Origin of the sequence: Chroococcidiopsis thermalis PCC 7203, from assembly GCF_000317125.1 — a bacterium.
Taxonomy (GTDB): Bacteria; Cyanobacteriota; Cyanobacteriia; order Cyanobacteriales; family Chroococcidiopsidaceae; genus Chroococcidiopsis; species Chroococcidiopsis thermalis.
Map to the genome: position 1 here is coordinate 4,298,429 of NC_019695.1, position 19,071 is coordinate 4,317,499.

General features: G+C 46.4%; 17 protein-coding genes. 6 read left to right on the forward strand and 11 right to left on the reverse strand.

What is annotated here, in order from left to right; translation table 11 throughout:
* Positions 1-27: 27 nt before the first annotated feature.
* The 5 genes from CHRO_RS18565 to CHRO_RS18585 all read left to right on the forward strand — a co-directional run bounded on the left by CHRO_RS18565 (position 28) and on the right by CHRO_RS18585 (position 2,347).
* Positions 28-390, forward strand: a complete 363-nt coding sequence (locus tag CHRO_RS18565; RefSeq protein ID WP_041462531.1) for a hypothetical protein — start codon at positions 28-30, stop codon at positions 388-390.
* A gap of 212 nt (positions 391-602) precedes the next feature.
* Positions 603-809, forward strand: a complete 207-nt coding sequence (locus CHRO_RS18570) for a hypothetical protein (RefSeq protein WP_015155770.1) — start codon at positions 603-605, stop codon at positions 807-809.
* Between the two features lie 215 nt (positions 810-1,024).
* Positions 1,025-1,159 carry a hypothetical protein gene (locus tag CHRO_RS34465; RefSeq protein WP_015155771.1) on the forward strand — a complete coding sequence of 45 codons (135 nt, stop codon included), beginning with the start codon at positions 1,025-1,027 and terminating at the stop codon, positions 1,157-1,159.
* A gap of 63 nt (positions 1,160-1,222) precedes the next feature.
* The gene (locus tag CHRO_RS18580) at positions 1,223-1,417 is read left to right on the forward strand and encodes a hypothetical protein (RefSeq protein WP_015155772.1); all 195 of its coding nucleotides are present in this window, start codon (positions 1,223-1,225) and stop codon (positions 1,415-1,417) included.
* Between the two features lie 123 nt (positions 1,418-1,540).
* A complete protein-coding gene (locus tag CHRO_RS18585; RefSeq protein ID WP_015155773.1) occupies positions 1,541-2,347 on the forward strand; it encodes a tyrosine-type recombinase/integrase in 807 nt (268 codons plus the stop codon).
* A 27-nt stretch (positions 2,348-2,374) separates the two neighbouring features.
* Here CHRO_RS18585 and CHRO_RS18590 read toward each other — a convergent pair whose 3' ends face one another.
* Positions 2,375-3,334, reverse strand: coding sequence for a tyrosine-type recombinase/integrase (locus CHRO_RS18590; RefSeq protein ID WP_015155774.1), 960 nt, complete (start codon positions 3,332-3,334; stop codon positions 2,375-2,377).
* A 109-nt stretch (positions 3,335-3,443) separates the two neighbouring features.
* On the opposite strand from CHRO_RS18590, the gene CHRO_RS32540 reads away from it, so the two are divergent.
* Positions 3,444-3,587 (forward strand): hypothetical protein, encoded by a 144-nt coding sequence (locus CHRO_RS32540; protein WP_181824197.1) that lies wholly within the window; start codon positions 3,444-3,446, stop codon positions 3,585-3,587.
* 181 nt (positions 3,588-3,768) lie between these two features.
* On the opposite strand, the gene CHRO_RS18600 is transcribed toward CHRO_RS32540, so the two are convergent.
* From CHRO_RS18600 to CHRO_RS33470, 10 genes are all read right to left on the reverse strand, one after another.
* Complete coding sequence (locus CHRO_RS18600; protein ID WP_015155777.1) at positions 3,769-7,110, reverse strand: Swt1 family HEPN domain-containing protein; 3,342 nt, start codon at positions 7,108-7,110, stop codon at positions 3,769-3,771.
* A 48-nt stretch (positions 7,111-7,158) separates the two neighbouring features.
* Complete coding sequence (locus CHRO_RS18605) at positions 7,159-7,530, reverse strand: four helix bundle protein (protein ID WP_015155778.1); 372 nt, start codon at positions 7,528-7,530, stop codon at positions 7,159-7,161.
* A 506-nt stretch (positions 7,531-8,036) separates the two neighbouring features.
* Positions 8,037-11,075, reverse strand: coding sequence for a DUF1156 domain-containing protein (locus CHRO_RS18610; RefSeq protein ID WP_015155779.1), 3,039 nt, complete (start codon positions 11,073-11,075; stop codon positions 8,037-8,039).
* Positions 11,076-11,192: 117 nt separating this feature from the next.
* Complete coding sequence (locus CHRO_RS18615) at positions 11,193-11,828, reverse strand: Uma2 family endonuclease (protein ID WP_015155780.1); 636 nt, start codon at positions 11,826-11,828, stop codon at positions 11,193-11,195.
* Between the two features lie 31 nt (positions 11,829-11,859).
* Complete coding sequence (locus CHRO_RS18620; protein ID WP_015155781.1) at positions 11,860-12,249, reverse strand: type II toxin-antitoxin system VapC family toxin; 390 nt, start codon at positions 12,247-12,249, stop codon at positions 11,860-11,862.
* Entirely contained in the window at positions 12,246-12,482 is a 237-nt protein-coding gene (locus tag CHRO_RS18625) for a hypothetical protein (protein ID WP_015155782.1), read from the reverse strand. Before CHRO_RS18625 ends, CHRO_RS18620 begins: the two co-directional genes overlap by 4 nt.
* A 206-nt stretch (positions 12,483-12,688) precedes the next feature.
* Positions 12,689-16,381: a helicase-related protein gene (locus tag CHRO_RS18630; RefSeq protein ID WP_015155783.1), complete on the reverse strand. Its 3,693-nt coding sequence runs from the start codon at positions 16,379-16,381 to the stop codon at positions 12,689-12,691.
* 393 nt (positions 16,382-16,774) lie between these two features.
* Complete coding sequence (locus CHRO_RS18635; protein ID WP_051033265.1) at positions 16,775-17,101, reverse strand: NAD(P)H-dependent oxidoreductase; 327 nt, start codon at positions 17,099-17,101, stop codon at positions 16,775-16,777.
* A complete protein-coding gene (locus tag CHRO_RS35085) occupies positions 17,076-17,255 on the reverse strand; it encodes a flavodoxin domain-containing protein (protein ID WP_051033266.1) in 180 nt (59 codons plus the stop codon). The genes CHRO_RS18635 and CHRO_RS35085 overlap by 26 nt, the downstream gene beginning before the upstream one ends.
* A gap of 36 nt (positions 17,256-17,291) precedes the next feature.
* Positions 17,292-19,064, reverse strand: coding sequence for an alpha/beta hydrolase (locus CHRO_RS33470; protein ID WP_015155784.1), 1,773 nt, complete (start codon positions 19,062-19,064; stop codon positions 17,292-17,294).
* Between the last annotated feature and the right edge of the window lie 7 nt (positions 19,065-19,071).

Genomic DNA, 19,071 nt, shown 5'->3' on the forward strand with positions numbered 1-19,071 from the left:
GGGTCAGTATGGCATGACCAAGAGCAAGTGCAAGTGCAAACCCAACAACAGCAACTGCCGAATACTACCACTCCTACCCCGACTCAGATTTCCGGCTCGGCTGCACCTAAACCAGCTAGAAGTGGTGGAGCAAAGGAGCGGGCTCAACGTATCTTTGCTGCTATTTGTGAATGGAACCAACAACATCCCCAAGATACTTGGGCGATGACTGTTGGTTTACTAGAAGAGACTTTCGGCATCAATCGTAAAGCGGCTAAGGAGTTTATTAGTGCGAATCAGAATTTAATTGAAGAACACCACGCCCAGATTGGTGTTGACAATCAACGCGGGCATAATCGCGGTAAGGATGCAGCAGCACTCAAGGCATTTGTGCAGCAGTTTCCAGCATGAAGCGATCGCCTCTTAAGATATCTGTAGAGCCTAACTTTTTTCCTAGAGTACAAATTAAGTGAGGCTCTACAGATAGTAGAAATAAAGTGAGGCTCTACAATGAGTCAAATTAACTATTCCCACACATGAAAAGTTAGGCTCTACAATAAGTTAGGCTCTACACGGTGTTTATCCGCATCAAACAAGTTAAAAGTAACAGCTGTTTCTATTTGATGCAGTCGCAGCGGGTCGAAGGTAAGCCCCACCCCGTCCCCAAGACGATCGCCTATTTGGGCAATCGGGATCGCGCGATCTCTCGCTTGGAAGCTTCCGATTATTCAGCCAAAGATAAACTGCTCTCACAAGTGCGGGCGGCAACACCTTCTGTCGGTAAGAACCACAGTAAACGCGGTCGTCCCAAGCAAAATCCTCCGGCATAACAATCCAATTCCAACAATAAATTCGACATTGGTAGGAAAGATGAAAGTGTTTAAGGAGATGATTTCAGATGACCGAGCCAAATATTCGCCACCAAGAATTAGACCTTGAAGAATGAAAGAATATATCGTTGCGATCGCTATCTAGTGCATCGCCCGCTCGACGCGAGCGCAATTGAAATGATTTGGCGATGCTTTGCAATTAAATTACCAGGAAAATGAAACCAGAAACTAGAAATGCATTGCTAAAAGCTTACACACAATTACAACAAATTATTGACGATCTGTATGAAGCCGCCGATCATGCCTTAGAAAATGATGACTTTGAGTCCGCCAGCGAACCTAGCCACTAGAGCGGATAAACTTTATGAAGAAGCTGAAAATTTGGAATTTGTCATTTCCGAACTGGAGGATAGATGAAAACCGTTGAACAATTAAGGACTCGCATTCGGGAACTCAGTAAGCAAGCTGTTGAACTGAGACGAAAAGGTTCCCAAGTATACGAAACTAACCAGGAGCAAGCCAAACACTTCCGGCAACAAGCAAGAGAAGCTATGAAGCGTTGCCAAGTTCTCATACAAGAATTGAAACGCCAACAGACTCATAGCTAACAACTAGCTCACCGATCTTGTTAAAGTCAAGTTTGCCTTTGACTGCTATGTGGGAAGAGCCATAAAAAACTGACAATTATCGATGAAAAGTACACCAGCTGCGATCGCATCAATAGCAGTATCATGGCATCTACAAACCTTTTCGGCAATGTTCTGCTCGTGCCTCCATCTCCACCACCGAAGAAGATACCGTTTCAACAGCGGCGCAAACGCGAGTTCCTCTACCTGCACGAAATCGATGCCATTATCGCTGCCCTCGCGCAAACCCGCGCCGCGACTCGTAATACGGCAATCGCAATGCTACTATTTTGCCAAGCCCTGCAACCCGTCGAAGCTTGTTATCTGCGTTGGCATGACGTTGACTTTGCCGAAAACATCATAAGAGTCGCACGCCTTCGCACCCTACCAACTCGTTGGGGTCAACCCCCTAGCAATGTGCAACCCCTGAGTTCAACTGAAATTGACATCCTGCAACAGCTCCATGCGATGCGCGGTGAGAGTTGGTTATTCGTCTCCGAACGGCAGACCCGTCTGGCGGAGCGCTCGCTGCACCATCTGATTCAACAAGCTGGAAAGAGCGCGGACATTCCATTCCCTATCCACCCTTACATGCTGCGAACTACTGGTTTATTTTACCGCGCTGCCCTGCTACTCCAACCTACCTCTCTATCTTTACGGCAATGTTGTCTGCTATGGAACTGGCACGGCACGAAGGTGGCGCTTACCCCAGAGCAAGAGCAAGAATATCAGACAATTACAAAATTTCAAGAAGACTCCTTCTTAGCTGCAATTAGGCGTTTGCGGGCTTTTACGGGGATCGGGCACTATCAAAACGTTATCGATTACCTGCTGGGTGCTTACGCTTTATTTCTCCAGCTTCAAAGCATTCCCCAAGACTACTGGCTCGCTGCTATTGACTGGTACGCCTAATACATTGCCGAAAACATTCTAGACCAACTAGGTCTTCTTCAACTTTAGCCCTCGCACGGCGTTGCGCTTCGCCGCCTCAGAGCGTCGGTCGTACTTAGCGGTAGTCGCTAAAGAGGCGTGACCGGCTAACTGCTGCACCGAGAAGGGGTCGGTATTAGCGTCAAACAAGTCCGAGCAAAAGGTGCGACGGAAATCGTGGGGCGAAAACCGTTCGACTCCCGCTTTAGTCGCCCGCTCCCGTATCAGCTTGTAGATGCCATCTCCATCGGGGGCAAAATGTCGCAGTTCGACCCGACCGCCCTTGTTGACGGGGCAAATCAATGCCCCTGGACAATTCCCTCTAACTGCCAGCCACTCCTTTAAGATCCCGAGCGCTTCAGGGGTGAGATAAACAACGCGCTTTTTCCCACCTTTACCGCGCCAGATAACGAGGGAGCCATTGCTACGGTTTAGATCGGCAAGCGTCAGTTGCGCTAGCTCTTGCCGCCGCATCCCGCCAATTCGCAGCAGGGCAATAACAGCCGCATCCCGCAGGTCGAGGGGCGTATAGGGAGAGCAACTTGCAATCAGAGCGTCAATTTCTGCTGCGCTTAAGGCACGACCCCGCAGTTCCCCCGACGCTTTGACGTTGGCGAGATCGGTCACTTTGGTATAGTCGGCAAATTCCATCAAGTCCAACCGATAAGCTTCTTTAAGCACCCGCCGCAGGGCGACGAGCATTTTATTTACCGTTGCGGGAGCGAGACGCTGCTTGAGGGCAGTGCGGACGGCAACCGTATGGCGGTAGCGTAGTTTAGACCAGTCTAGAGTCAAGCAATCGCATTCCCCATCTGTCAATACAGAAGCGATCTCATTCAAGGAAGAGCGCATGGCACGCTGCGACCCCTCACTTAAAGTGCCGAGGTAAACGGCAGCCGGATGTAGGGTGAGAGCGATCGGCTCAATTCGTTTGAGTCCGGTAATTTCAGCCCGATCTAACAACGCCATTGCTCTTGGAAATATGCATTCTCAAGAGCTATTGTTTCATAAAACTACCCCGTTTTTTCGTTGGTGTCGGGAAAGCGCAGAAGTTGAAAAGTGTGATATTACGTGCAAAGTGAGATCGCGCTGGAGCACTCGGGCGATCGCCTCTGCAATTCCAACCGCCTTTTTTTCTCGGTTGCTGCAACCAAGCCGTCAAGTCAGTAGCAAAGAGCAAAGTTTAACAGTAACTCACTTAATTCATCTAGTTGCTCGATAGACAGGCGGGCATGAGTTTATAGGTTTGCTCTCCTAAACACTACAGCTCGGTACCACCACCTCACCAGCTCCCTTTAGCCAAAATTAATTCAGCCACTGCTAGACTCGTCCGCATCCTAGCGAACGAATAGAGACGGGATTCGCCTCGATGAACTGCGGTTTGAGCGAGTAATATATAACCGTCATTCATGCTCAAATTCTTGAGTTGTAAATTTCAAAACTCGACAGTTTTCAGTAACGGCGCGAGCCACATTGTCTGGTACTCCATTCGGAATGCTCGCTTGAACTTCCAATGTAATCTCGACCTCTGCACCCACCAAGCTGGCGAAGTGTTGAATGACTTCATCAGCTATTAGTCCTGCATCTCGCCGCAGTCGCAATGCATCTAACTTAATTGAGCCATAGAAACGTTTTGGTAGAACTGTTGGAGCAGGAGTAGTTACAGATGACGGATCGTAAGTGCCTGTTTTTTCTTCTACTTCTCTACTTGTCTGTCCCTCTACTCCCTTATTTCTCTGCTCCCCACTCTCTAAGTCATTAGGTTGTGGTATTTGAGTTGTCGCGATCGCGGCTCTATCTGCCTCAAACTGCCGTTGCGCTATTTCTGGCTTCACAATTAGACATTGACTGCTGAGGCTAGCGTTAATGTGCTTGCCTGCTGTTAAGCCCAGGTAACGTCCTTTGGATTCATCCCAGCCAGTAGCGTAAGCAAAATTTTCATTCCAAAGTAATTCTGCCACTCCCGTCTCTACAGCAGCCAGTAGTACCTTTTCATCTCGCAAGCGCGGCAAATACAGGTAATAAGCCAGATACTCCCACAACTTCTTCAAGTCGAGATGGTTGACATCCCGCCATAGATAAGGGTCGAGTGCTTCTAGACCCAGACGACTGGCAGCATAGTTAGCCATCAAATGTTCTTCGTGTGTGGCTTTGCGACTCGCTTGCACTATGGGCGAGTCTGATGCGTGCAGCCGAATTTCTTGCCACTCGATTGCTGCGTGAGGATCGGGTTGCGTTGGTACGAGCAGCCAAATATAAGCTTCTTGAATTAAGTTTTTAACAATTTTGTCAGTCTCTTGCTGTTTGGTTGTCGCTTGGTTGCTTTGAAACACACCGAGTTCTAGGGCTTCCTTTTCTCGGACAATTGAATCCCAAGCTAGATACTGGCAAACAGACTTTTCTAGCAACTCAAGTTTAGCCTTGTCTGGTGCGAGGAACAGCAACATATTTTTGCAGTAACGGGGGCTGGCTCCTTTATGCTGTAAAATCTCTTCTGCTCTGACACGGGCTGGAGTATCGGTTTCTTTATTTTTATGCGGATACTGCGCTCCCAAGACAACCAACCTGACAGCCATTTCATCGGGGACGTCAGCACTGGAGTCGGGAGCAATGTGAACTCCAGCAAATTCACCGCGCTGCTTGTCAGCCCTTAACCTACGGATAATTTCATCCCAAACTTTATCCCGCTCCTGTTGCTCGGCTCGGTCTTGAGCGAGGCGGGTGACGCTAGGTTGAGTTGAGAACCAGTAGCGACTGCCATCAACGTAGAGGTGGGTAGCGCGATCTGTGAGACGGCGCAAGGCATCCCCGAAAGTTGCTACGCTTTCCCCTGGTTGGACGCAACCGAGTTTAATCCGTCGGTCTTCCAAGCCGCGATTGGCAGCGCGGAGAGTCGGGGCTGAGCCGAGATAAATGGTACGGGCGACGCGGCGACAGGCAGAGTAACGTCCTAGATTGGGATTTTGGCGATCGCACTCCAGAGGCAGTGAATTATCTCCGTCTACGTCTTTTTCAATCACGGGAACCCAGTGGTCTTCTAGGTAGCGCGTCAATTCTGCTTGCACCTGTCCGTCATCCATCGGCACGTTGGCAGGCATGATTAACAAACTTTTGTCTTGTCCCTCCCACAAGGTATGAATTACTTTTGCCATCAACCGCAGTACGCCCCTGGTGCGTTGAAACTTGTCCAGACTCGACCAGTCGGTGTAAAGTCGGTCGAATAGTTCGGGATGGATGGGATAGGCATTTTCTAACCGCCGCTTGTAACTGGCTTCTCGGCACTCGCTAGGAAATTCCTGCGATTGGGCTTGGTACATTTCCCCGAAGGCGCGAACGACGGCATCGCGGGCGACAAAGGCAGTTTGTTCGGCGATCGGTTGAAACAAGCGCCGTCGCACGATTTCAAAGCTTTCATCGGCACTAGCAGGTCGCCAAGGGGATTCAACTCTGCCAATGGCATTTTTGAGCCGATCTAGGGCTGCTAACCCTTGATCGCCGCCAATTTCATTATCAGAAGCGGGAATACTGGCGACTAGCAAGGTCTGGTTAGCATTTTTTGCCGATTCGCTCAAAGTCTGAGCAAAGGTAAAGTGAGTGTCAAAGCTACCCCCTGGTAAGTCATTTTCTTGATGCAGCTGTCGGGCGTAAGCTACCCATTCATCGATTAAAATCAGGCAGGGCGCATAACGGTTAAACAACAGCCGCAGGGTATCGCCAGGGTTAGTTGAGGTTTCGTCTGCTTGCCGCAGCATCTCGTAGCCTTCTTTACCACCCAACTGCCAAGCCAGTTCGCCCCAGAGCGTCCGCACAACCGTACCATCTTTTTTACGTTGGGGCTGACCTGGAGAAATTTTGTTGCCAACTAAAACTGCCGTGTTGACTTTTGCCGGAGGCATGACACCTGCTGCTGACAGCACTGGTTCTAATCCTGGCAACTGTGATGCAGGGACTCCCATGAATAGGTGATACAAAGCAAGCATGGCATGGGTTTTGCCACCACCGAAGTTGGTTTGCAGTTCGATGACAGGATCTCCACCCTTACCTGAAAGACGCAGCAAGGCATTTGTCAGCAGTTGCTTGAGTCCTTCCGTCAGGTAGGTGCGGCGAAAAAACTCAGTAGGGACGCGATATTCGTCCGAGCCTTCGTCTAAATAGACCTGCCACAGATCCGCCGCAAATTCCGCTTCTTGGTAGCGACCGGAAGCAACATCTTGGTGAGGGGTGACAATTTCTCGCCAGGGTTTTAAACCACCTGTAGGGTTGCCTTCTAGGGGTTGGAGATGAGCGCGGCGAGTCTCGCGACGGGCTTGTTCGGTAAACCGTACCCGCAACAATTCTTGTTTTTGCTTGTCAACTTCGTCGGCTTCTGGTGCAGAGATGGCGGTGAGCAAGCGGGAGACGCTATCGAGGGCGCGATAGGCATCGTCTGTAGAGAAGGGATCGTTGTGCGCCCAGGAGTTACGGGTAGATATTAACTCCCCGACTAAACTTCTTTCGGCATTGCCCAAAGTTTTTTTGAAAACTTCGCGCCACTGATTTGACATTAGTTTGAGCAATTCTGAAATATCTTGCTTCAGGATTTGCTGGACGCTGCGCCGCAAGGTACGGTCTTCTGAGACAAAAGGGGTGGCAGCAACTAACCACTTATCGCTATAGGCAGAACGCATTTCCCGTTCTACAAAGGGATATAAGCCATCTTTGAGCAGGTCTAAGGCTCTGCCAACACGTTCGCGATTGCTAATCATATAATTTTAGATTTTAGATTTTAGATTTTAGATTGGAAGAGAGGAATTTTAGATTTTAGGTTGGGGTTTAGTTTTAGTTCGTAGAGTCTTGATTGAAGCAACTATCATAGCTACAATTTCGTTTGTTTCTGACATCAAACTCTTTAATTTTTCAGCAGCGACTAATTCAGCTTCAATTAAAATTTCCATCCAGTAAAGGCATTCGTCGGCTTCCTCTAAAACAATTCCAAGCTTGGCAATCAGATCGGCAGTTGATTTACCCCGACAAGCAGCGCGATAGTTAGCTCCTACTGAAGTAGCCGAACGCAAAAGTTGTTTACCAATAACTTCCGCTATATAGTTATTAGGCAGTTTTCCCACAAGGCGGATAACCCGCAGTGCTAGTTTTTTCGTTCTATCTTTAAATTCCTGCTCATTCATAATAATTTTAGATTTTAGATTTTAGATTTTAGATTGTTTTACTCGTTTTTGATTAAGAGTTCAATGTTTCTCTAGCTACTTGCATTTTTCCTGTTTATCTTTGACTAAACGTTATTATTTCATTAATTACTCATCAGTAGAAAACCTCTTTTTTATTCGCTAAATCTAAATTTCCCTCCTTCTTCAATCTAAAATCTAAAATCTAAATTTCCCCTCCTTCCTCCTTCTTCAATCTAAAATCTAAAATCTAAAATCTAAAATTTCCCTCCTTCTTCAATCTAAAATCTAAAATCTAAAATCTAAAATTTCCCTCCTTCTTCAATCTAAAATCTAAAATCTAAAATCTAAAATTTCCCTCCTCCTTCTTCAATCTAAAATCTAAAATCTAAAATCTAAAATTTCCCTCCTTCTTCAATCTAAAATCTAAAATCTAAAATCTAAAATCTAAAATTTCCCTCCTCCTTCTTCAATCTAAAATCTAAAATCTAAAATCTAAAATCTAAAATCTAAAATTCCAACTCACCTTGCAATGGCGTGGCTTCTTTCTTTTCGTCAGCGAGACGGGAAATGTCCGACCAGGAAATTACCAAGCTGTTGTAAGCGACACCTTCAGATGCCCAACCTTTGCGATCGCAAATGTTATACAGCCGATAAGCTAGCTCCCGCGCTGCTTCTCCTATATTTCCCAATTGCGAGAGTAAATTCGCAGCGCCTCGATCTCCACCACCATCTTGCAATTCTCGAATCATGTGCTGTGTGGCAGCCCAAATGGTGATTTTAGATTTTTGATTTTTGATTTTCGATTCAGATTCACAATCTAAAATCTTCAATCTAAAATCTAAAATTTCACTGCGGCGTAGCAGTCGTACTTTCCCTGCCTTGGCAACGAGGATGCCAGCGTCTACCATGCTTTGTACGGCGGTATTTTTAGCTTTGGAAAGGGTTTCAGCATCGCCAAACAATCCTTCACTGAAGGCATACTGTTCAAACCAAGTCAGGGCAAAGCGGGTTTCAGCGTCAAATTCTCCTTCTTGTTCGGCGAGGAATTCGTCTAAGGTTTGGTTGATCAGTTGCAGGGCGGTACGCACGCGCATTGGTGTACCGTCCGATTCCAACACTTTCGTGTAGCGAGAGTAGATTGCCATGCCAGGACCAATGCTAGCTTGTGCCAAGTCTACAGGGGCGATGTTGCCTTGTTGCAGTTGATGCAGGGCGGCTGGAAGTTCGCGCTTGAGGGTGTTGACGAATTGGCGGCGAGTGGTGGATGGTGCGGTTTCTGGACGAGGACGGCAGACGAGGGCGATAGATGAGGCGAGGGCATTTGTACCACTGGCAACTGTACGGTTACTTAGTTCTGTTCGCATGGGCAATGTACCAGTGATAGTAAAACCAGCCTTGATTAGCCCTTCTAGCATGGTTTCCCATCCGGTAGAAGCAACTGCTAGATCGTGACTATCTTCATCTGTTGCTTCGGTTTCTGTTTGTTTGAATGCGTAATAAACAGTTAAAGGATATTCATCATGTGCCATCTCACGCATTCTCTTAAAAACTTTACCTAGTCCCTCTTCAAAAAATTCCTTGGCTTTTTGTTTGTCTCCACCAAAGCGATAAGGTGTAGCGACAAGTTCTTGTGCTTTGGGAACGAGTAGAGTAGCGAACAGATCGGGATAGATTGAACCTAAACAACGACGCAGCCAGACATAGAAAAAGTCCGAGAGGTCAGCGTAGCCGATATTGTCGTAATATGGCGGATCTGTAGAAACAACTATTGATTTTGTAAAGACATCCGATCTAGTTGCATCGATTTGTTTGACAACTCCTTTGGTACTGCAAGGAGAAATTTCAATAACTTTACTTATCCAATTAACTGCACCGATGAAGTTACCAGTGGAATCGCTTAATAAGTTTGCTTCTGCAAAGTCCCAAGTCATGGGAATTGCTTGACGGGCAAAAGTATTTCTAATAATGTCTCGTCCTGAGTGCCAGCTACAAATACTTGAATTGTAGTCGCTGATTCGATCTACTGCGATCGCTAAATAAGTCGCCACTGCATCTGCATAAGCCGTCGCACCCGTACCACCTTCGCAAAGCGGTAAACTATCATCAGGCATTCCAGCAGCTACAGCTGACTCAAGTACCTTTTCCCGTGCTTCGCTTACCAAGTCGCTAAAAGCGGTTAAGGCTACAAGTTGACGAGAAGTAAATAAGTCAGCGTGTTTGGTCATCCCGTAAAGTTGCACGCGGAAGCCAAGCGCCTGTTCTGGTAAATCTGATTCAGGCTTCCAATCTGGTTGTGCTTTGGCTGCTATTTCCTCATGTTCTTGGGTTGGTGACAAATACACCCGTCCGCGTTGCCCTTCGGCGACAATAGCCATCAATTCAGCGTCCATCCGTCCTACTTTTCCTTCACTGCGGATGTAGTCAAATGGCACTGGCGTACTGCAACAGATGCAAGTTGCACCCTTACGGTTTACGGTTCCGTCTGGGGGGATTTTTGATTTTTGATTTTTGATTTTTGATTGAGAGGTTTCGTCTTGCACTTCAGAATCTAAAATCTGCAATCTAAAATCTAAAATTTTATAACGTACCACAGACGGCTGCTGAGTGTGATCGATTATAGGTTCTACCCAAGCTTCTTTATTTTTCTTAGTTGAGAGACAAAACTTACTTGTGAGGGGCATTTTTGCGCCACAACCAGGATTAGGACATTTCACAGTCCTTACCCACAACCAAGCAATTACCGTCGCCTCACCGCCGCCATATTCCTGCGGTAAATCTACTTTGGGGTAAAGATGCCCAATTTGCTTAAAAGCTTTATCCCGCATCCATTGCCCGTAATAGCGCACGTCCTCAGCTAATCCCTGCGCCCCATAGTGGAATTTTAGATTTTTGATTTTAGATTTTTGATTGGGGATGATTGTACTTTGAGAATCAGGATTAACAGGAGGGCGATCGGCAAATTTTGGCGGGATTTCTATCAAAGCTTTGGTAATCAAAACCGCCACTGAATTTAGATCGCTTCCATGCGCTTCTAACCCCAACCTTTGCGCTTCTAAAGGTATCGAACCTCCACCACAAAAAGGATCGAGGACAGGCGGCGGATTATTATTAGTCGATTTTAGAATTTCTGTTTTAGCTGCGTCTAAAATATCTTTATTATTAATATTTTCCCACTTCACCAACTGTTCGATAATTTCAAATAAGCGTTTTCTCTCTTCCTCCTGCGCCTCTTCTGTAGGAAACTTGTCGGGATGACTCGAAGGATCGTCCACCAAAGATGCAAATAATACTGCCCGACACGTTGCTAATGGCTTACGCGACCACCATAAATGTAAAGTTGAAGGATGCCCGTGTCGAATTGATTTTTCCCGTGCTGATTCTTTATTAATTGCCTCTAGCGGCAAGGAAACCTCAATTAACTTCTTGCGATAATTTCCGTGGTTATACTGAATTAAATTTAGATTTTTTGACTGAGCTATAGATGAGAAAGTCTCAGTAATTTGTAAATTTTCTGGGTTGTCGAAATTATCTGTATGAGAAGTCATTACAGTAGCCTAACAATCCTGGTGGGATTATTAGAATTTGCCCAGGAATTACTAGCCATCTGTCCGTAAGAACACTGATATTTATTTTTCTTCAATCTAAAATCTAAAATCTAAAATCTAAAATTCTCTCACCCAATTTCTAAAAGCTTTCATCGTCGCATTTCTACCTACTACTTTACTCTGCTCTACATATTGAGGAATCGCATCAACGAGTGGAAATTGAGAAAAGTTTCTACTGGTATTCGATTTGACATATTTTCCATCTTCCAATACATTTATCTCCAAGCTCTGCCCATCATATCGCCAAAGCTCAGTCACACCTAAAGCCTCATAGTTATTGAAACGAGTACGAGATGTAATATCGATTTCAATTGCTAGATCTGGCGGAGGATCTACAGTTAGATCTATTCGCTTTTTCCCTCTAATAACAGCTTCGTTTTGGATATAGAAACAGTCATCTGCCTCTACACCTGCTGCCATAGCTTCGTTTTTAAAAGTTGTAGAGGCAAGACTCCAAAAATCAATGTCGAGTTCTTCAAGTAATGCCTTCACCAAATCACCAATCATGACTTTTCCTATCTCATGTTCTGGTAGTGGTGTCACAATCTCCAACATTCCTTGGTAATAATTAATTCTAGCAGCCCGACCTTCCCCTAACTCTGACAAAATGTTTTCATACATCTGCCAGGAAACATTTTTTAATAACAATTGCTGACCAGGCGGAACGATAATTTGATTTAATTCCAGTAGCATAAATGAATTCCTAAAGAGCGAGAATTTACTACTACTTGAGAGTCTGCACGTTAGGGGAGTTAAGAATTTTCTCGTCAACCGTTAACAACGGACAGTTATAGATTCTTGCAGTTGCAACAATAATCTGGTCGGCGGGGTCGCGGTGAAAACCGACTAATTGTGTTGATTCAACTACAATTGGCAGCGTCAAATCGAGTAACTGTACTCCTGGATAAGCCAAAGCATCATTCAGCCACTCACTGACCGAACAGGATAGAACGAGCTTATTGTTTTCTACTAATTTAGCGACTTCCCAACAAGAAATAATGCTGACTCCCAAACCTTGGGGCTGGTATTGTTGTATCCACTGTTCATTAGCTTTTGTAAGTCGCTGATTGCCATCAACCCACCAAACCCAAATATGGGTATCGAGTACAATCATTTCAGCACTTCCCAATCTTCCAGAGCAACAGGCTCAGTTGGGTCATCGTAGCGAATGACTGTGCCGCGCAGAGGATAAGGATTTGAGTCTGAGGAAGGTATAGGCGCTTCGTGCTGCGTAGGGTGACTTTCCAGAATAATCACTTCAACTGCATCCCCCGCCCGAAAAGGCAATCCTCGCAGTGTTAGAGTTCCATCTTCATTTAAAACAGTCTCTATTTTATGAGCATTCATATTAGAATTTTAGATTTTAGATTTTAGATTTTAGATTGAGAAAGATTGCTCTTAAGTAGATTTTAGCGATTATTGTATGGCAGCAATAGAATCAATAGGTCTAAGCTATTGCCTCAGCGTCTTAGTATGACCGGATACTGGTATTTTAGACATAGCTATAGAACCAATCCAAAATCTAAAATCTAAAATCTAAAATCTAAAATTGCCTAAAATGGCTCAGTTCCCTGCTGCCACAACTCGCGCCAGTCATAATTTACACTCGTCACGGCGAAATCTGGTTCTTTATGAAACGGTTGCCGCAGATAACGAATGACACAATCATCGTCATGCACCTTGTAAGTTCCCTGCGATGCCTTGACTTTCCAAACATCCCCTTGGGTAAATTCCTCTGACTTCGGCACTTGCACCAAAGCCAAGATGAAAGCGTCCAGCTGATTCAGTGCGGCGATAATTTCATTCTTCGTCACCGTCACCGTTGCTGCACCTGCTATCCGCCCCTTCACCTCGATAAAGCGCAGCTGTCCCGTTTGGGGAATGCGCGACTCAATATCGTAGCCGCACTTTTGCTGACTGACATCTTTTGGTTCGTATCCCAACTGGCTTTCTGCTGCCATCACCGCTGCCATCGCTGTTTTCTCTACCCGTTGAGTTTCCCTAGCAAACATCGCCGCATCTGACTGTCGCTTTCCTTGTAGCCGTTGCAGCAATCCCAGCGAAACTACCAGCGCACCCCCGACGACGACTGGTGGTAAAGGCGATAATCGGCGTTCCTGTTCCAATTCCTCCAGCCGATGCAGCAACCGCGCTTGCAACTCATCCGCCCGCTGACGCGCCTTGGTTGAATTGATCTTGGCATTCGCCTTGCCAGCTGACTCTTGCATTTTCAGGTCTTCTGCCCGATGGTCCCAATAATTAATCTCTTTTGTGAGTCGGTCTTTCACCGCTGCCATCGTCTTAGCAATGAGTTCCTCCTTGCGCTGCTTGACTTCCTGGAGGTGTTGCCCGACAAGCTGGGAAATGGCGTAACTCGTCGCCTCATTTTCGATTTTAGATTTTAGATTTTGGATTTTAGATTGAAACGTTTGGTTTGAGTCAGTAAAGATTGTATCTATAATTTCCTTTTCTTCATCTTGAGGGGATCTATAGTTGAGGTAGGGTGCATAACCTGCGTTCCAAATTTCAGATTTTTGATTTTCAATTTTCGATTGAGTTTCTGAATCTAAAATCTGCAATCTAAAATCTAAAATCCCTATTTCCACATACTGCATCCGCCGCGACACCACCCGCCGAGTCCCAGTGGAATTAGTTCGCGCATCCTGGATACCATGTTCTAGGTAAACTAAAGCGCGGGTGCTTTCACTCATGTCGTTGTCATCTACCAAGATACTGCCTTGTTTCAACAAATCCCGATGCCGTTCCAGAGTTAAGTCAATCGCGGCATCCAGTAGGGGATGTCCAGGACAGACGAACGCCGCTAGTGGCTTACCTGGAATGCTAATCGACTCTTTTTCAAAGCAGATACGTTCGTAGCGCCGCAGCAGTGGTTCTCCGACACCAATTTGCCGCCCGCGATCGCGAATAACTGCGGGGACGTGGGTGATTTCGTAGCGATCGCCTTCTCGCTGACGCGCCGTGCCACCCAACTGCTCGAAAGCTTCCAGAAAGAAAGAGGCAATAAAATGAGGTTGCAGCCGCCGCGCCGCTGCTCGTTCCATTTCAGCCTTAATTTGCTGTACTTTGGCGATATCCATTGCATCCCGCGCCAAAGCTCTTTCTGACAGAAGTTCCCGCAGCCTTTGTTGGTCTAGTTTATCTTGTACGACTTGATTGAGGCGATCGCGCACGTCTGGGCGATCGCCATAGCGAATCGCTTGAATCAGCAGCTCTCGTAGCTCAGCTGAGGCGATCGCTTTTCCCAGCACGTCAAATACTTTACCTCCCAGCGCCTCTTGTTCTATTTCCAACTTTTTCAACAGCGCCAGATATACATCCCCCTCGCGAGTTTCCTTTGCCACCAAATTCCACAGGTGACACACCTCCGTCTGTCCGATCCGGTGAATTCGCCCGTACCGCTGTTCTAAACGATTGGGATTCCAAGGCAGATCGTAATTCACCATCAGGTGCGCTCGTTGCAGGTTAATTCCCTCTCCGGCTGCATCGGTAGCGATTAAGACTTGCACGGCAATATCTTGGGTAAAGGCTTCCTGGGCTTTGCGGCGTTCTTCTCGTCCCATCCCACCGTGAATTGTCACCACTGCTTCAGTACGCCCCAGCAGCGTCCGAATCCTCTGAGCTAAGTAATTTAAGGTATCCCGATGCTCGGTAAAAATTACCAACTTTCGGGATTTTAGATTTTTGATTTTTGATTTTTGATTAGGATCTTCGAGTTCATAATCTAAAATCTGCAATCTAAAATCTAAAATAATTTTTGATAGTTCTTCCCATTTCTTATCCGTACCACTACGCCGCACTTGCAGTGCTAGCTGCTCTAATTCTTGTAAAAGACTAATTTCTACTTGTAATTCGGCTATTGTCCGCGAAGCCGTGGCGAGATCGGCAACTTCCTCTTCTTTCGCTTCCCGTTCTTCGCTGGGGACATCCTCCAGATCGTCTTCTATATCTTCTAAATCGAGAACTTGCCCAAGTTCTATACTGGCGCTACTGCCTCGCTTCAACAATTCTTCTTCGCGCAACCGTTTTTGCAACCGTTCTCGGCGGCGGGTAAGCGATTGATAAATTGCCTCTGGCGATGAAGCAAGACGGCGCTGCAAAATCGTCAAAGCAAAACCTACAGTGCCTTTACGCCCTTCATTGCCTAAAGCATCAGCACGGTTGAATTCTTCGCGCACGTACTCGGTGACTCGTTTATAAAGTACCGCTTCCAAATCCGAAAGTTTGTATTCTACAGCGTAGGCTTTCCGTTCTGGAAATAGCGGTTTGCCGTCAAATTTCAGTAGATCTTCTTTAACTAATCGCCGCATCAAGTCGGAAGTATCCGAGACGTGAACTCCATCCCGAAATCGTCCCTCAAATCTGTCTCCATCTAGCAACGCCATGAACAGCTGAAAGTCTTCTTCTTTACCGTTGTGGGGTGTTGCCGACATTAATAAAAAATGTCGAGTTAAACTTGACAGCAGCTTGCCGAGTTTGTAGCGTTTCGTTTCTCTAATTTCACCGCCAAAGAACGAAGCCGACATTTTATGAGCTTCGTCGCAGACGACCAAATCCCAGTCCGTTTGGGCTAATTTGGCTTGTAGGTCGTCATTACGGCTAAGTTTGTCCAGGCGCACGATTAATAGCGGCATCTCTGCAAAAGCATTTCCCGTCCGCGCCGCTTCAATCCGATCGTTGGTGAGAATTTCAAAGGGCAGGTGAAACTTTTGGTACAGCTCGTCCTGCCACTGAGCTGCTAGACTGCCAGGACAGACGACAAGGCAGCGATGCAAGTCGCCTCGAATTAGCAATTCCCGCATTAGCAATCCCGCCATAATTGTCTTACCCGCGCCAGGATCGTCTGCCAATAAGAAGCGCAGGGGTTGGCGGGTTAGCATTTCCCCATAGACGGCTGTAATTTGGTGGGGTAGTGGCTCAACTAGCGATGTGTGTACGGCTAGCAGCGGGTCGAATAGATGGGCAAGGCGAATGCGGTATGCTTCTGATACCAAACGAAAGTTAGCGCCATCGGCAGTAAAACTCCAAGGGGTTCCTTCCGTAACAAGTTCCAGGGTTGGTTCGCGATCGCGAAATACCAATTCATGTCCTAAAGAACCGCTAGCATCTTTATACGTCAGCTCGACAACATCAGAGCCATGCCACTGAGCATCGACAATGGTGACGAGATTGTTTGGCAGGATGCCCCCAACTTGAGTACCCTTCGTCAATTCTTCTAGTCGAACCATGTCGAATCATTTTCCTTATTTGCTGGGAAAAGGCATTGCATAGAAGATTTTGGCGGCAAAATCGCCCCCAAAAGCCTCAAATTCTTTGAGCTTAGGATCGAACAAGTCTTTTCATACACGGGATAAATACGGATCTTTGGCGCTAGCTAGAATGCGATCGAGGACTCAACTCGCTCTCGCTGCTTAGGTTACTGACTGCTGGCGCTAGCTAACCTTATTGCGATCGGTTTAAAAGCAGTCTTTCTAACAATTGCGGCTGCAAGTCCCAGAGGTTGGCGCAGGATCTTTCTCTGGAATGAAAATCGTTAAAATTTGATGTGCTGAGCAGTTCTTATTAATACATTTGTACTATAAAGCTACTAAAATAGTATTATTTAATGTAGTAACTAGTTCCTATAGATATAATAAGGGAACAATCATCGTCAGCAGCGTTGTTTCCTGACCTCCATGAGTGGAGGCGGTTGAGGTAAACAAGCCTGCTGGTTTGCCTTCCATCTCACCGTTTAGCCATAAGCTAGAGGTAGAATCGATTAGTTGTTTCATTTGTGCCGTCATATTGCCGTAGCGCGTCGGAGAGCCAAAAATGACTCCATCTGCCGATCGCAGATCGTCAACGGTACAAATAGGAATGTCCTGCTGTTGCTCTCGTACTTGACGAGCCGCTTCGTTTTGGTCGATGATTTGATCGACCGCTTCAAATTCCTGAACGCGACGTAGCATCTTGGTCGATGATTTGATCGACCGCTTCAAATTCCTGAACGCGACGTAACATCACTTCAGCTCCAGGGATTTTGCTGGCTCCTTCGGCAACAGCTTGCGCCAGTTTTAAGGTATGACCGTACATTGAGTAGTAAACAACCAAAATTTTCATCATTCCTCCAAAATCGATCGCTTCAATTTTTCTGTCTAGTTATTGGGTCAGGTTATCTAAAGGTAGAGATTGCACTAAACTCAAAGTTAAAGGTGGTTGACTAATAAACCGAGCATAATCAGCACTCAGATAGGGACGGTACTGCTGAGAAGTAGCAATGTAAGTTTCAAAAAAAGCCACGCTCCAAGCTCCCAGATAGCCACGAGCCAAGGCGGGATCTGGACCGATGACTGATTCGGGAATGGGTAAAGGTTCGCTACCTGGATCGGATTTATCGGCAGCAGAAAAGTGGGTTCCACCTGCGAGTAAGAGAAGATATTTATTCCGAGCAGTCAGCCATGTAAAGGGTAAAATTTGTTCTGGTAAAGCAGGTGCAACTTTATCCTCGCTGCTACTAGCGATCGTCACCGGAATTTTTATTTGACTCAACCCAGCTTTACCAAAAAGGGAGCTACCAATCGGATTAATCGCGATCGCCGCCTTAATTCTTTTATCGCGTAAATTATACTGCGTGCGCGGTAATTCTAGCGTCCGACACTGAAGTAGTAGAGACAAATTAAAAGTCTCGCCCAAATTCTGACAGTCTTGTTGCAATTGGTCGAAATTCAACTTAGCACCTGCTAAAGCTAATGCTGTATAGCCGCCGTAGGAATGACCGACAACTCCAACTTGTTGTAAATTCAGGGCAAAAGATAGATCGGTGCGATTCAGTTGCGCCAAAACATCGAGCAAATAAGATACATCCAGAGGACGATTGATAAACTCCCTTGGAGGTGTCACGGCAGTAGCGCGACCATTCAGGAGCGATCGCAATTGTTCGGCATTGCTATTGGGATGTTCGGGAACGGCAACGGCAAAACCATAACTAGCTAACTGTTGGGCGAGATATCTAAAAGTATTGCGGTCTGAACCTAAACCGTGGGAGATGACAATGACTGGGAAGCGTCGGTGGTTGGTAATTGGTAATTGGTAATTGGTAAAGAGTTGTTGGTTGAGTGTTGTTGGTTGTTGGTAATTACTTTCTTGTCCCCCTTGTCTCCCTTGTCCCCTTGTCCTCTCTTCCCCCAGCTCGTCCCTGCTCCCTACTCCCTGCCCCCTGGGTAAATAAAGATCGGCAATAAAGGCGCGATCGCGGCTGGGATCGTAAAGCTCTAAGGTGCGTTTCGTCCAAGTAAAACTTCCTCGTTGGCGCAAGTCTGGCAACTGAGAGAAATTGGCTGGCTGTTGGTTAATGGCAGCGGCAGCCGATTGTCTTTGTACCAGAGCGATCGCTTCGTTTGTGCGATTGATGACAGCTTGTAATTCTTCTACAATCTCTAAACTTTGCCCTAGATTGACTCGAATTCCATTTGTAGGAAACTGACGCAAGACATCGAGTAGGGTGAAGCCTTGGCGATTTTCTGCTGCGGCTAAGATGAGCGCCGAGCGAATGGCATAAAACCCTGGAAGTCTGGCTTCAGTTTGAACGATCTGTCCCAGGCGTTGTAATAAAGTTTCGCCAATCGAAGAGTAAAGAAATTGAGAAATTGCCACTGGAGTGAGATCCACTGGTGCAGTTAGTATGCTTCGTAGCCGCGCTAGTTGTGCGGGGGTGAGCCTGCGGGCGTAATCGATCAGTCCGCCCTGAATTTTGCCCGTTTTGGCAAACTCTGCCAAATCTTCGATCGCCACCGAGCTTTCAAAAGCGCCGTATGTCGCATAAATGCGATCGGCTGCGACTGCGGTTTGAACTCCCGTAGCTGGAAATAACAATAACGAAAGTGCAATTCCCAAAGATTTATAGAGTTTTGAGCTGAGAAGTTTTTGCAACACAGTTAAG